The organism is Chryseolinea lacunae (genome assembly GCF_016735595.1).
GTDB lineage: Bacteria > Bacteroidota > Bacteroidia > Cytophagales > Cyclobacteriaceae > Chryseolinea > Chryseolinea lacunae.
The window spans coordinates 143188-156938 of record NZ_JAERRB010000005.1 but is presented as its reverse complement, the minus strand read 5'-3'; the positions used below and the strand labels follow the sequence as shown (position 1 = coordinate 156938).

Here is a 13751-nt window from a genome sequence, read left to right as displayed (position 1 = left end):
TCTATTCGGCGCGTCTAACGGTGATGGCTTCAAGATTTTTGAGATAGCGGCGGCCCGTGCGTTCGTCTTGCGATGAAAGCATGAGAATGCTCTCTTTCATTTGTTGAATGGTCTCCTGGTTTTTCTCGGTCAGCAGGTAGACGGAATTGCCGATCGGAGTGTTGAAGAGTTCGTTCCAGGAATAAACCACCTTATAGCCGTCGTTGCCGCGGCACACAAAATAATATTCACTGTAGAGCTTGGGTTGGTCTGTGTCGAGGGCGATGTCTTTCAGAACGTCTTTCAATAAAACACCCGAAAGATTTTTGGCCGTGCTCTTCACTTCGCCCAGGTGATTGGTGATGACAACGTCGCCGAGGTTGTAGGCCTTCAGTTTCTTCACGTCTGCCAGCGTGATGGTAACGGGCGACTTCACCTTGCCATTAACGGTGAATGATTCTGTTTTGGTGGTGGTTTGTGCAGCGAGGCAAAAGGGCGCGACGATCAGGAGGGTGAACAGGATTCGCTTCATATTTTTTTTATCCTCCAATGGTTGACATCGATTCGGAAACGGGCGCGTGATTTTTTCGGTGTGCCTCGGCCTCGAAGCCATCTTTGGCGCGCTGGTGGAAGGCTGTCAAAAGTTTTTCCTGAATGGCTTCGTCGGGCAATCCGTTGCGCAGCAGTGCACGGATGTCCAGCACGCCTTCGTCGTAGAGACAGGTCTTCAGGGTTCCTTGTGCGGTCACGCGGATGCGGTTGCAGGTGCCGCAGAACGTGCGACTGAACGCCGCGATCACGCCCACGTCGCCGCGGTGGCCTGGCACGTGATAGCTATACGCGGTGGAACCTTGGGGATCGATCTTTTTGGTGAGCGTGGGATATTGCGTCCGGATATAGTCCAGAATTCGAGTGTATGTCCAATGCAGGGTGGGGTAGTGGTTGCCTTCGCCGTTGAAGGGCATCTCTTCGATGAACCGCACGTCCACGTTGTGGTGTCGCGTGAGTTCGATGAGCGGAAAAATGTCGTCGATGTTTTTTCCTTCCATCACCACGGCGTTGATCTTCACCGGAATGTCGTGCTCCAGCAATTGTTCCAGAGTGTGCATCACGGGAGCAAACTCGTCGCGGCGCGTGATGGCTTTGAAACGATCGCGGTCCAGTGTGTCCAGACTGAGATTCACCGAACCAATTCCTGCCTTCTTAAGGGCAGCAATGTGCGGGGCAGTCAACACACCATTGGTGGTGATGTGCAAATCTTTTATGCCGGGAATTTCTGTGATGCGGTGAATGAGTTGCATCAGATCCTGACGCACGAAGGGCTCGCCGCCGGTGAGCCTCACTTTCGAAATGCCCAGGGTGGCCAATATGGAAATGAGACGCCCGATTTCTTCGAACGACAGCAGGTCTTTTTTGGGAAGATAGCGGATGCCGTCTTCGGGCATGCAATAAAAACAGCGCAGGTTGCACCGGTCCGTCACGGCAAGCCGGAGGTAGTTCAATGGACGTCCGTGATTATCGTAAAGTGTCACAGGGAGAACTTGGTTATCTTTTGCGTAGGACCAAAGATATTCAATATTCGCCAATGTGCGGCACCGTTCCAAAGGAACGTAGGGCAAAGAAACCACGCGCGAAAATGGTCAAATCGTGTTTGACGCGGGTTGGCGATGGTCTACGTAGCGTTATAGCCGGTCGGAAATAACGCCTCCATCGTTTTCTGCCGATGAAAAGCGGTGAAGACATGACGGACTACGCCATGTTTTAACAAGAATTAAACGCTAGCGGATTTTGGCCATGGCCCGCACAGGAAAGGTTCCCACGCCTTTGAACTTGGGTGGAATGGCGCTGAAGGTGAAGCCTTCGTCGGGAACCGTATAGAGATTGCACAGGTGTTCCACAATCAGAATTTCGGCACCCAGCAGTGTGGTGTGCACGGGGCGCAGCAAATCGCGGGTGTCGTCGATGTTGTGCGAGTCGATGCCCACCAGTTTCACGTCGGCGTCGCGAAGAAATTCTGCAGCTTCGCGTGTCACGTAGGGGTGACCTTCATAATAACGCGGGGTGTTCCAGTGTTCGTCCCATCCGGTGTGCAGCAGCACGGCGCGATTTCGGATCTCGTGGTTTTTTACATGCTCGACCGTGATGGCCTGCGACGCCGTGTAGGGCACGCGGATCACCACGCCGTCGAGGTCGGCAAAACGTTCGAGTCCAATTTCCGATATGTCTTTGCCGTTCTCAAAACGGTGGAAGGGGCAGTCGATGTAGGTGCCCGTGTTGGTCACCATCTCGATCTTGCCGATCTGGAAGGTTGTGCCGTGGGCATAGTATTGTTTGGAGTCTTCGCGACTCAGGTAGTCGCAGATCAACGGAGCGGGCAAACCTTTGTAAGTGACAAGGCCCGAGGTGATGGTATGGCTGAGGTCGACAAAAACAGTCTCACCACTTTTTTCATTGATGGGTTTTCGCTTGTGTGCCTCGGTTAAGATTTCTTTGTTCAGAATTTTGGCTTCACCCACCATCAGCAGCCGGAGGTCGGCCACAACGTAGTCGGCAAGTTCTTTATCTGAGATGTCGTGGCCGGCAATGTCAAGCCTGAAGTCTTCGCCTTTCACGCTTCCGCCATTTGTAAAATAGATCTCGAAATCGAATTTCACTCTTTTGTCCATGCCCCAAAGAACGGAAAAGAAATGATATGGGTTACTGGCCGGCGCAACATTGGTGACGAAACCCGTCATTCTTTCGTACCTTGCCTGCACACTAAAAACAGTCACCATGAGTCAGGCATTTGTAAGAGAAGGCGACGAACAATCGCTATCTGATATTTCACCCACCCTGACGGCGCTTGTGAATTTGCTGACCCGTGAAAACGGAGGAATCAAAGTCTACGAAAAACGCACGGAGACCGATGCGGCGGGCAAGACGCTTCATGTGATGAGCAACGGCCTCACGTATTTCAAAAACGACCAGGGCAAGTGGGATGTGAAATTGTGAGCCGCTTCGGCAATAATATTTCAGCGTGACCTGTTTGCAGGGTCATGGAAAAATTATGATGTACAATGCTGTGTTTCGGTTGTAAAAATTATTCATCAAGCCAGCGCTCGGCGTCTTCGGCTTTTCTAAAATTCCTCTTGGGAAATTGAGTGGTCTTGGCCACGGCGTCTAATTGCATTTCGGCCACTTCGTCTTTCACCAGCTCGGCAACTTTGCGCACACCGTTTTTCAGCAGAATGGCTTGCGCCTGTTCGTGCAGCTTTCGCACTTCCTGCGGATGTGTTTTCATTTCCGATGCGTCGGTGAGCAGGGTGAAGCCTTTGTTTAAAAGCGACACCGCTTTGTTCCAATCGGCAATGTAGTCGGGAACAACTTCGGGGCTTCTCCAGAACCCGACAATCTTCAGGTAGGCTCTGTTTTTTTCGGGCGTGATGGAAATGGAGTAGTGTTTGCTTTCGCGGATAATCGTGGAGGGCATAGTACTAAAAGAGGGTTGTATTGGATAGATGTAAAACTATTTGAAATGTCCAGAATTTCAAAAACGTGGTGCGTGATTTTTTTCTTTTTCACTTTTTGTGTGACGTCCATGCCGTCGCCGCATTACAGGGATGTATCCTAAACGTTAAAAGCTATGAGAACGAAATACCTGATTGTGTTGCTGGCAGGACTGTTGTCGTGTCATGCCAGGTCGCGTGAAGTTGAAGGAAAATTTGCGGCACCACCCGCTATTACGCACGCGGTGATGATGAACGCGCCACCCCCGCTGGTGCCCCGGCTGAATCTGGTTCGCGAAGCCAAGCTCGTCCTGCAAGTGAAGAATGTGAATGCAACAACCGACTCGCTACGTTCTCTGCTAAGCCAGTTTCAGGCCTACGCGTCAGACGAACATCAGGAAAAAACCAACGTCGGGTTGCGCATGGCCATGACCATTCGCGTTGGCGAAAATGCATTCGAACACCTGCTGAAACGCATCGAGTCGCTCGGGCAAAAGGTGAGCGATCGGTCTATTACACTAAAAGATGTCACGATGCAATTCACTGACTTGAACGTGCGCCTGAAATCAAAAAAGGAAGTTGAAAGTCGTTACCACCAGATTCTGCAACAAGCCAAAACGGTGAAAGACATGTTGGCCATCGAAGAACAACTGGGCACCACACGCGAAGAGATTGAATCGATGGAAGCCGAATTGAAATACATGAGCCACCAGCTGGCCTATTGCACCATCGACCTCTCGTTCACACAGCATCATGAAGAACCACCCACAGGATTTGCACGCGAGCTTGGCCTGGCCCTGCAAAACGGCTGGCGCGCGTTTCTCGGCATGATGTTGCAGGCCGTGCGCCTCTGGCCCTGGATTGTGATGACAGTGGGTGTGGTGTTCTGGCTGCTGCACCTTCGGAAAACCAGGAAGTTGCGAACATCCGTTGTTTAAACTTGGATAGGTCAATGCCTACCCCAGTAGAAACTCAAAAAGAAAATTTTCAAAAAAGCTGTGACTTTCAAACGCTCCACCAATTATGAGGGAAACAAGCTTTTAAACAACACACGCAATGCCCGTGACGGACGAAGGCAACGCGGGAAGGGATTAGAAAAAATACCTGCCCGGAACGATACTGCCTTTTTTTTAAACTGACAACGCGATGTGCTTCATGTTCAACCTAAACCAATTGTTTTATGAAATCTGAAAATGAAGAAGTGACCATGGATGACCTGGTTTTCGAAAACCGGAACAAAGAGTATGGCGCCTATGCCATTCGCAAAGCCTACTCCGACAACATTCACAAAGCACTGGGCTTTGCCCTGTTTGCGTCGGTTGCGGCCGCGATGTTGCCGCTTGTTTTTCCAAGCATATTTCCGAAAGTGCCAGTGCTTCCCAAAGGTCCTGTGATCATCATGGATCTTCCTCCCAACATTGCACAGCCTCCTGCGGCGCGCGTAGCGCCACCACCCCCGCCAGCGCAACAGCGCGTGGCCGCGAACGTGACCCCCGTTGTTACGACAGAAGAAGTTGAAGTTGAATTAACTCAACCTGTTGTTGAGACAGCCGTGGGCGAAGGACAAGAGGTGGTGTTGGCTGCAGGACCCGGCACAACGGTTGAAGCCCCACCGGCACCCGCGGTGATGGAACCTCCCAAGCCGGTAGAATGGGCCGAAGTGATGCCTAAAAACGAAGGTATGATACGCTATCTGCAAAGAAATCTGCACTATCCCGCCGTGGCGCGCCGCATGGGCATTGAAGGTTCTGTGTATGTGAGCTTCGTGGTGAACACCGATGGAAGCGTGATGGACGCCCGCGTGCTGAAAGGCATTAGCAAGGAATGCGACGCAGAGGCGGTACGCGTAATCTCGGCCATGCCCGCCTGGACGGCCGGTCGCCAAGGCAACACACCTGTGATGGTGCGTATGGTGTTGCCCATCAAATTTCAATTGAATTAAAAAACTTTATTCTTGCCTGTGCGCCCGACCTACCCTCAATCACCGTTGTCTGCACACCCGGGGTTTGGCGCACAGGCGAAAGAATAAATTTTCCTTAGGTGATCCGCTTGCCATGGTTCACGGCAATGGCCGAGCCCTCGGCCAGAAAAACAGAAGTGGGTTTCTGCTGCGAAAGAAAACCAAACGCTTCGCCATAGACTTTTCCAAAATCAACATCAATCTTGTAGGCTTTTGTTTTGTAGACTTCCCACGCCGGATGCTCGACCCGATATTCTGACGTTTTTTCGGGACCCACCTGCGTGTAGCCCCAATAGTGATCGGTGATAAATTCTTCTTCGCTGCCCGGTGCGATGGCAAGACCTTGCGACGACGTGGTGACCTGAAGCGTATGCCACGTTCCTTTTTTCCAGCCGTAGGTGATGCGCAGGTTCTCGTCGCTGGCTTCCCAGGTGTGACGCATGGACAGTGCTTCATAACGTTCGCGATAGACGGTGTTGGCCACCCACGCCAGCACGGCACGCGGCACAATTTCTTTAAGAAACACCACGCCGCGTTTCCATTCGTGGCCGTCTTTGCAGCGTACATAGAATCTCAGGTTCACTTCTTCGAAATTGACGTGAAACGGAATTTTTAATCCCATCACTGTGGTGTCAACAAACATGAAGCCTACCAGGCTCACATAGCAGGTGTTGTTCCAAAGGTCAAGTTCGGTTTTGTAGGGGACGTGATCTTTCAGAACAGCGGGGTCGACGGCGTAGTTTGCCATCACGAGTTTGCGCCAGCCTGCGCGTAGAAAAGTGTTGCTCAAGAGAGGGTTGTGTTTAGCGATGCGTTCTTTCGGTGATCGAGAATGTGACGGACAAGGCTTAACATGACTTCCGCATCCCAGTCGTCGAATCCAACGCGAAGATGCTCCTGGGGGTTGCTGATTTTATAGAGGGCAAAGTAGGTTTCGTATTCCCGCAGGCCGAGATCGTCCCAGCGAAGGGCGGGTGCAGGAGGAATGTGGAGCCCGTTGGCGTCGAGGTGAAGGGAACCGAGGGTCAGGGTGTGCTGCTGGTGGAAGATTTCGGCAAGGTGGTCGACCTGGGGTTGGATGTAGTATTCCCAAAGGGTTTCAACGATGTCGGTGTACCATTGAAAGGACTGCTTTTGAAGACCGAAATAGCTGGCGAAGGAAATGGTGATGGTGGTGTTGTTGCGGCCGCGCAGGGAAATGATGAACCGGCGGCCCACCGGGAATCTATACCAGACAATAGTATCCACGCGATGTTTGAACCCGGTGATGTCTTCGCGCTTTAACGTTGTGAAAGCATCGGCCACGAGGTCTTTGTTTTCGTAGCGGATGTGCTCGTGGCTCAGGATCAGCTTCCGGGGCCGGTCGCCGAAGGTGGACGTGAGGGTATATTCTTTCACGGGTGAGTTGAGTTTTTTTGTTGGATCAGGTTTAACATTCCCGCCGATCAGTTTCCATCCAAAGCCTGCATTGGAGCGGGACGTGAAAGGACAGCCTCACAAAAAAAGACCGTCAATTGCTCGACGGTCTTTCTTCATTAGGTTAGGTTAGGTACGAGTTATTATTGCAAATTCTTAGGTTTTTCAGATGTTCTACTGCAAGTATAGCAAAATTTATCACATCAAACCATCCCCTGTGCAAAAGGCTATTTCTTTGGGGAACTAAAAAGCGGAATAAAATCCTTTTGTAGCTTTGCACCACATGAACCGATATCGCATAAAAGCCTTTGGGATCACCAAAGATTTCCTGGGAGGAAAAGAGGCAGAAGTGGAAATAAAAGGCGACACCGTGGCGGCGCTGCGGTCTGAACTGATGGAACGTTATCCCGGGCTGCAAGGCCTGCGCTCGCTCTACATCGCCGTGAACAACGACTACGCCGAAGAAGGCCGCGTGCTGGGTGCCGGCGACGAAATAGCCCTGATTCCACCCGTGAGCGGCGGCTGACGCCCTTAATCCCATAATTTTCATTGTGATTTGAAGGTCATTTCACTAATTTCATCATCTCTTCCTTATTGTTCAATCCAACCCTCAGCAACATGATTAAAATAACGGAAAAGCCCATTGACATTCAGAAGGTCATCGATACGGCTTCGTGTCTCGCTTCCGGCGCCGTGAATGTGTTCGTCGGAACTGTGCGCAACAACGCAAACGGAAAAAATGTGGTCTGGCTGGAATACGAAGCCTACGAAACCATGGCGGTAGGAGAGATCCGAAAGATCATAGACGATGCGTCGCACAAATGGCCGTTGCAGGGATGGGCAGTGAGCCATCGCATTGGCACGTTGCGCCCCGGCGAAGTGGCCGTGGTGGTGGCGGTGTCTACACCCCATCGCAAGGATTCTTTTGACGCGTGCGAATACATTATTGACAACCTGAAGTTGCACGTGCCCATCTGGAAGAAAGAAGTTTTTGAAGACGGCGAAGAATGGATCTCGGCCCGGCCCTCGGCCGTTGCTGAAAAAGTCTGAACGCAGCGAAACTGTTATAAATGAAAAAGCCCCTGCCAGTTGGCGGGGGCTTTTTCATTTTGTGTATCCCATGTTTATCCCATGGCGATCACCACTGCCGAGACAATGAAGACGGCCACCATAAATCCGGCGACCATAGCGATGAGCAGGTCCCGGTGGATGGGGTTGATGTGAAGTTTTGCGAGTGCTTTCATAAGCCAACTTAGTTTAAGACCACAGACATACGCCCGTGTTTAGTTCACGGATGTAACGCATAGATACATGAAAAGTTGCTGACTTACGGTTCACGTAACCGCATAAATTTTTAACGGAAGAGGGAAATCCAGCAAGTAGTTTCGCAGTTAACCCAATCACAACACAAATCGAAAACGCATAACGAATCTTGTTGCCGCGATCTTCCGAAAACGCTTTCCCAGCACTGAAAGCTTGATGAAGCATTGTTGATTTCGGAAACAAACCCCAATGCCGAAGAATTCAGGCCTTCGTGCAGAAATGGCCCTAGAAAATTCTCTTTCCACAATCCCTGAGCGCAGGTGGCGAAGCACCGGCAGGGTTCATCACTTCCTTGTGCTATCTTAAAGCTTTACTTTATCTGAATGAATTTCCAGGATGGGCAGCCGTTTCGGTTTGAGCGGCGTGCAGAATGGGCGTTGTTGTGGTTAAAAGAAGAGAGTTTTTGATGGGAATGACCCGAGGTCAATGGCGTTATTATACTACGAGAAGTCTATCCGACATCATTTCGCCGCGATCACCGTTGGCTTGGAATGGAGCAACACGCGGGGAGAGCACGCGACGCGTTTGATGCTTGCAGTGTGCAATGAAGTTGCGTAGTATTACCTTGCCATTTCACAACACCATGAAACGAAGAGAATTTATCGGCGCCACGGGCGCTACACTCACGGCGTTGAACATGGCGCTGGCAGACGATCGTAAAGACATGAAGACATCCGAAATCAAAAAGAGAATTGTGGCCTATGGCGCCGGAACCAATCCGAAGTTTGTGAACTATGTGGCCGGCCTCACCGGCAAGCCCGTGCCGCGCCTGTGTTTTCTGCCCACGGCTTCGGCCGATAGTCCGCTGGGCATCAACGCATGGTATGAACAATGTCAGGATCTGAATGTGAAACCCTTTGTGCAGCGCATGTTCATTTCCAGCTACGGACAGCAGCAGTCGTTTGAGGATGTGTTGCTGAGCATGGATGCCATTGTGGTGGGCGGCGGCAACACGTTGAACATGCTGGCCATCTGGAAGGCGCAGGGTGTTGACAAAATATTACGTACAGCCTGGGAAAGCGGAATCATCCTGGCGGGGGGCAGCGCCGGGTCGCTTTGCTGGTTCGAGCAGGGAACAACAGACTCGCGCCCCAAAGAAATATCAGAAATTGAAGGCCTCGGTTTCATCAAGGCCAGCAACTGCCCGCACTATGATTCTGAACCCACCCGGCGCCCGTTGTATCACGGCTACATCCAATCCAAACGCTTCAAGGCCGGCTATGCGTGCGACGACCGTGCGGCCATTTATTTTGAAGACAACACCGTGAAGGAAGTGGTGGTGGCCAACGAGCAAAGCAATGCCTACTATGTGTATGAAGAAAACGGTGTGGCAAAAGAAAAAGTGCTGGACCGCCGTGTGCTGAAGTGAGTCGCGGCGTTCATGGCGCAACCATCAGGCAATCCATTTCCAATCTCGACTTTGTTTTTTTAATCGCTGAGTCCTTTCAGGATGTCGACGGCGCGTTGGGCGTCTGGCACGGGCACGAAGATGTGGTCGTGATAGAACGCGGCCACCACATTGCAACTTATGCCGGCTTGCGACAGGGCAGTAGAGAACGCGGCGGTGAGCCCCACAGCTTCGAGCGACGAATGCACGCTGAGCGCAATCCACGAAAAGGTTTGTTGATATTCCAGCTTGGCATCGTCGGCATCGTCTCTCGCCATCACCACCGAAAATCCTTCGTGTTCGCGAAACGTGGCCACACATTTTGAGACATCGATCTGCAACGGGTCCACCACGCTGCAAAACACATACTCTCCCGGCTGCAACAGCGGATCGAGAGAGGCGAGAATTTTTTCAAGATTTCTTTCTCCCGGCATAAGACAATTTTTTTTGTAGATGAATTCGCTAAGACAAAGATAATACGGAAATCATTTCGTCATTCTTCATGAATCTCCTTCCCGCAATGCGGGCACACAATTGTCTTCCGCCGGTCTTCGTGCAGCAACTCAAAAAATCCTGACGACAAAATACCGGCAGGCAGCGCAAGCAAACCCACACCGGCGATCGCGAAAATGCCGCCGAGAAATTTTCCCCACACGGTGATGGGCACCATGTCGCCATAGCCCACCGTGGTGATGGTGGCAATGCCCCACCACATGGTGGCCGGAATGCTGCTGAACTTGTCGGGTTGGGCTTCGCGCTCCACATAGAACATGATGAAGCTCACAATGACGAGGATGAACAGGATGAACAGAAAACTAAGCACCAGTTGTTCTTTCCGTTCCGTGAGCACGCGTTTAAAAATTTTTAACGCATGCAGGTAGCGCGCAATTTTGAACACACGGAACAACGCCATGAGCCGGAAGATGCGCAGAAAGCGAAGGTCGATGGGCAGAAACGTGAGGTAGAATGGCAGAAAAGACAGCAAGTCTATCAGCGCCATGGGCGTGAGCACAAACTTCAGCCGTCCTTTCACGGGGTCTTCGTAGGTTGGCTTCTCAACAATAGAATAGATGCGCGCAATGTATTCGACGGTGAAGAAGATGATGGAGAACACTTCAATGTTTCGAAACACGGTGGAATATTCGTGGTCGATTTCCTTCACCGAATCGATCACGATCGACAGGATGTTGAGGAGGATGATGGCGATGAGCAGGATTTCGAAGATGCGTTCCAGCAGGCCTCCTTTCTCGGTGGGGTCGAGCGTGAGGTATAGTCGTCGGCGTAAGGTCATAGCTTAGCGGTTGAAGTCTTTTTTGCCTCCGGTTTTCGACATCAGGGAAATGTTTTGAATAACAATGTCGTGCGATAGGGCCTTGCACATGTCGTAGACGGTGAGCGCGGCCACGGTCACGGCAGTGAGGGCTTCCATTTCCACGCCGGTTTTGGCGGTGATGGTGACGCTGCTGTCGATCACGATTTTTCCGTCGCGCACGGCAATGTGTATCTGGCAATCTTCCAACCCCAGCGGATGGCAGAAGGGGATGAGCGACGATGTTTGCTTGGCCCCCATCACCCCGGCGATGATGGCGGTTTGAAACACGGGACCTTTTTTGGTGATGATCTCATCGCCCGTGAGGTGGCTGAGAATGTCGGGGCCAACGTGCACGGTGGCCTGGGCTTTGGCGGTGCGAACGGTCACCTTCTTTTCCGAAACATCCACCATCTTGGGATTGCCGGCAGAGTCGATGTGTGTAAATTGTTCTTTACTCATGTAACTTGGGTCCAAACAAAGTTAAAAAGAATTAACATGGTAAGTGTAGCAGAGGCAACCTCGGTAATTTTTTCTCACCTCTTTCGTCCCGGCCAGAAACGTGTCGCGCTCACGGCGGCCGTGGGGCAGGTGCTGGCCGAACCCGTTTATGCCGACCGCGACTTTCCACCGTTCGACCGTGTAGCCATGGACGGCATGGCCATTCATCGCGACACCTGGCTTGACGGACAACACGCTTTCCTCCTGGAAGCCGTGCAGGCCGCAGGCGAACCGCGAAAGAAGCTCACCCAAAACCAAAACGCCATCGAAGTGATGACCGGCGCCATGCTGCCCGAAGGCACCGACATGGTGATTCGTTACGAAGACCTGACCATTGCCAACAAGGTGGCCGCCATCGCTGCCGACACCCTAAAAGAAAACGGCTACATCCACCGCCAGGGTGCCGATTGCAAAAAAGATGCGTTGCTCCTGGAACCGGGGCTTGTGCTGTCGCCGGCCGAGATTGCCTTGCTGGCTTCGGTTGGTAAAAGCTCCGTGAATGTGTTTGCCTTTCCACGCACGGCCATCGTGGCAAGTGGCGACGAACTGGTGGAGGTGGATGCTGTGCCCGAGCCACACCAGATCCGTCGCTCAAACACCTTTGCCATTCAGGCCGCCATGCAAACGCTGGGTTGGGCTGGCGAGAGTCATCATGTGAAAGACGACAAGGCCGGCATGACGGAAGCGTTGACGGCGCTGGCAGCAGCAAACGACGTCATCATTTTATCGGGGGGTGTGTCGAAAGGCAAGTTTGATTTTGTGCCCGATGTGCTGGAAGCCATCGGGGTGAAAAAACTTTTTCATCAGGTAAGTCAGCGCCCCGGCAAGCCGTTTTGGTTTGGGGTGTCAGACAAAGGTCTGACGGTGTTTGCCTTGCCGGGCAACCCGGTGTCTACCTACATGTGTTTCTATCGCTACATCCGCCCGTGGGTGATGCAGAGTTTGGGTGTTACAGAAGTGCCGTTGATGGCGACATTGGCCACGGATTTTTCATTTGCACCACCGCTCACTTATTTTTTGCAGGTAACGGTGAAAAATGAAAACGGAACGTTGATGGCCTACCCCGACGCGGGCGGCGGCTCCGGCGATTTTGCAAACCTCAAAAAGGTGACGGGTTTTTTGGAACTGCCGTTAAATCAATCGGCCTTCAAAGCCGGCGAAAGTTTTCCGTATATTCCCTTCCGGGGATAACCCTGTTGTTTTTACTACCGATGATCGATGCATAATTTTTTTGTGTATGATGACCATTCTTTTTGCACCCGATAAATTTAAAGGATCGCTCAACGCCTTGCAGGTTTGCCAGGCCATGGAAGAAGGGTTGCGCCAGGGAGGAATCGACTTTCACGCCCTGTCCATCCCGTTGGCCGACGGCGGCGAAGGCACGGGCGAAATCCTTACGCACTATTCGAATGGACAACGCGTGACGTGCTCCGTGCTCGATCCATTGTTCCGACCGGTCAAAGCAACGTATGGCATATCGGGCGATGGCACCACAGCATTTTTGGAAATGGCTTCGGCCTCCGGATTTTTGTTGTTGCAGCCCGAAGAACGAAACGCACTATACACCACCACCTATGGCACCGGCCACCTCATTCGCCATGCGGTGGACCAGGGTGTTAAAAACATTGTGCTGGGCATTGGCGGCAGCGCCACCAACGATGGGGGCATGGGCATGGCCGAAGCGCTCGGCGTGGTTTTTTATGACGCACGCGGCGAACGTCTATTGCCCGTGGGCAAGAACCTCATTCACATCGACCGCATCGACACCACAAACCTGGAACCCGCCGTGAAAGAAGTTTTATTCACGGCCCTGTGCGACGTGAGCAACCCCCTCTATGGCCCGGAAGGTGCGTCGTATGTGTTTGGACCGCAAAAGGGCGCAGATGCCGAAGCACTGAAAACGCTTGACGATGGCCTGCGCAACTTCGCCGCCGTGGTGCAGCGACAGTTTGGGGTTGACATCAACTTTGCGGGCGCCGGTGCTGGCGGTGGTATTGGAGCAGGAGCAAAAGTTTTTTTCGACATACGCTTCCAGTCGGGAGCCGATTTTGTGATGGACTTTGTGAAGCTTGACGAGAAGGTGGCGCAGAGCAACATGGTGTTCACAGGCGAGGGCCGCGTAGACCACCAGACGCTCTATGGCAAAGTGGTGAAACGTGTGGCCGACCTGGCCGTGAAATATGAAAAGCCCCTGTTTGTGGTGGCCGGCACGGCCGACCTGACCCCGGAAGAGCTGCATCGGCTGGGGGCGGTGAAGGTGGTGGCCCTGGTGAATGCGAAAACCGATAAAAACGAAGCCATGGCCCGGGCCTTTTCCCTCATCGGGCAGCGCATCAAAGAAGACATTATTCCGCTTTTTCTTTAGCCCTCAGCGCCTTACCTTTGGCCCCT

The 13751-nt window shown here is 52.3% G+C and carries 17 protein-coding genes; 8 read left to right on the top strand and 9 right to left on the bottom strand.

What is annotated here, in order from left to right; genetic code table 11:
- Position 1: 1 nt before the first annotated feature.
- The 3 genes from JI741_RS16220 to JI741_RS16210 form a co-directional block, all read right to left on the bottom strand.
- On the bottom strand, positions 2 to 511 hold the full coding sequence (locus tag JI741_RS16220; RefSeq protein ID WP_202011385.1) for a molybdopterin-binding protein: 510 nt from the start codon (positions 509 to 511) through the stop codon (positions 2 to 4).
- Between the two features lie 7 nt (positions 512 to 518).
- Complete coding sequence (gene moaA / locus JI741_RS16215) at positions 519 to 1511, bottom strand: GTP 3',8-cyclase MoaA (protein ID WP_202011383.1); 993 nt, start codon at positions 1509 to 1511, stop codon at positions 519 to 521.
- Positions 1512 to 1757: 246 nt separating this feature from the next.
- The gene (locus JI741_RS16210) at positions 1758 to 2633 is read right to left on the bottom strand and encodes a cyclase family protein (RefSeq protein ID WP_369411802.1); all 876 of its coding nucleotides are present in this window, start codon (positions 2631 to 2633) and stop codon (positions 1758 to 1760) included.
- A 118-nt stretch (positions 2634 to 2751) separates the two neighbouring features.
- On the opposite strand from JI741_RS16210, the gene JI741_RS16205 reads away from it, so the two are divergent.
- Positions 2752 to 2970: a hypothetical protein gene (locus tag JI741_RS16205; RefSeq protein ID WP_202011379.1), complete on the top strand. Its 219-nt coding sequence runs from the start codon at positions 2752 to 2754 to the stop codon at positions 2968 to 2970.
- A gap of 88 nt (positions 2971 to 3058) precedes the next feature.
- Here the strand turns inward: JI741_RS16205 and JI741_RS16200 are convergent, their stop codons facing one another.
- Entirely contained in the window at positions 3059 to 3448 is a 390-nt protein-coding gene (locus JI741_RS16200; RefSeq protein WP_202011377.1) for a hypothetical protein, read from the bottom strand.
- A 153-nt stretch (positions 3449 to 3601) separates the two neighbouring features.
- Between JI741_RS16200 and JI741_RS16195 the strand changes: the two genes are divergently transcribed.
- Together JI741_RS16195 and JI741_RS16190 are read left to right on the top strand one after the other, a co-directional pair.
- Positions 3602 to 4402 (top strand): DUF4349 domain-containing protein, encoded by an 801-nt coding sequence (locus tag JI741_RS16195; protein ID WP_202011375.1) that lies wholly within the window; start codon positions 3602 to 3604, stop codon positions 4400 to 4402.
- 242 nt (positions 4403 to 4644) lie between these two features.
- The gene (locus tag JI741_RS16190; RefSeq protein ID WP_202011373.1) at positions 4645 to 5406 is read left to right on the top strand and encodes an energy transducer TonB; all 762 of its coding nucleotides are present in this window, start codon (positions 4645 to 4647) and stop codon (positions 5404 to 5406) included.
- A 94-nt stretch (positions 5407 to 5500) separates the two neighbouring features.
- Here JI741_RS16190 and JI741_RS16185 read toward each other — a convergent pair whose 3' ends face one another.
- Together JI741_RS16185 and JI741_RS16180 are read right to left on the bottom strand one after the other, a co-directional pair.
- Complete coding sequence (locus tag JI741_RS16185) at positions 5501 to 6214, bottom strand: YqjF family protein (RefSeq protein WP_202011371.1); 714 nt, start codon at positions 6212 to 6214, stop codon at positions 5501 to 5503.
- Complete coding sequence (locus tag JI741_RS16180) at positions 6211 to 6822, bottom strand: hypothetical protein (protein WP_202011369.1); 612 nt, start codon at positions 6820 to 6822, stop codon at positions 6211 to 6213. The genes JI741_RS16185 and JI741_RS16180 overlap by 4 nt, the downstream gene beginning before the upstream one ends.
- Positions 6823 to 7123: 301 nt before the next feature.
- On the opposite strand from JI741_RS16180, the gene JI741_RS16175 reads away from it, so the two are divergent.
- From JI741_RS16175 to JI741_RS16165, 3 genes are all read left to right on the top strand, one after another.
- A complete protein-coding gene (locus tag JI741_RS16175) occupies positions 7124 to 7366 on the top strand; it encodes a MoaD/ThiS family protein (RefSeq protein ID WP_202011367.1) in 243 nt (80 codons plus the stop codon).
- A gap of 92 nt (positions 7367 to 7458) precedes the next feature.
- Positions 7459 to 7890: a molybdenum cofactor biosynthesis protein MoaE gene (locus JI741_RS16170; RefSeq protein ID WP_202011365.1), complete on the top strand. Its 432-nt coding sequence runs from the start codon at positions 7459 to 7461 to the stop codon at positions 7888 to 7890.
- Positions 7891 to 8746: 856 nt separating this feature from the next.
- On the top strand, positions 8747 to 9532 hold the full coding sequence (locus tag JI741_RS16165; protein ID WP_202011364.1) for a Type 1 glutamine amidotransferase-like domain-containing protein: 786 nt from the start codon (positions 8747 to 8749) through the stop codon (positions 9530 to 9532).
- 59 nt (positions 9533 to 9591) lie between these two features.
- On the opposite strand, the gene JI741_RS16160 is transcribed toward JI741_RS16165, so the two are convergent.
- The 3 genes from JI741_RS16160 to moaC are packed head-to-tail and all read right to left on the bottom strand — an operon-like array spanning position 9592 to position 11321.
- Positions 9592 to 9984 carry an ACT domain-containing protein gene (locus tag JI741_RS16160; protein WP_202011362.1) on the bottom strand — a complete coding sequence of 131 codons (393 nt, stop codon included), beginning with the start codon at positions 9982 to 9984 and terminating at the stop codon, positions 9592 to 9594.
- A gap of 59 nt (positions 9985 to 10043) precedes the next feature.
- Complete coding sequence (locus JI741_RS16155; protein ID WP_202011360.1) at positions 10044 to 10841, bottom strand: ion transporter; 798 nt, start codon at positions 10839 to 10841, stop codon at positions 10044 to 10046.
- A gap of 3 nt (positions 10842 to 10844) precedes the next feature.
- A complete protein-coding gene (gene moaC, locus JI741_RS16150; RefSeq protein WP_202011358.1) occupies positions 10845 to 11321 on the bottom strand; it encodes a cyclic pyranopterin monophosphate synthase MoaC in 477 nt (158 codons plus the stop codon).
- Positions 11322 to 11357: 36 nt separating this feature from the next.
- Here moaC and JI741_RS16145 point away from each other — a divergent pair, with 36 nt between their 5' ends.
- Positions 11358 to 12551: a molybdopterin molybdotransferase MoeA gene (locus JI741_RS16145; RefSeq protein WP_202011356.1), complete on the top strand. Its 1194-nt coding sequence runs from the start codon at positions 11358 to 11360 to the stop codon at positions 12549 to 12551.
- A 46-nt stretch (positions 12552 to 12597) separates the two neighbouring features.
- Positions 12598 to 13725 carry a glycerate kinase gene (locus tag JI741_RS16140; RefSeq protein ID WP_202011353.1) on the top strand — a complete coding sequence of 376 codons (1128 nt, stop codon included), beginning with the start codon at positions 12598 to 12600 and terminating at the stop codon, positions 13723 to 13725.
- The last annotated feature ends 26 nt before the right edge of the window (positions 13726 to 13751 follow it).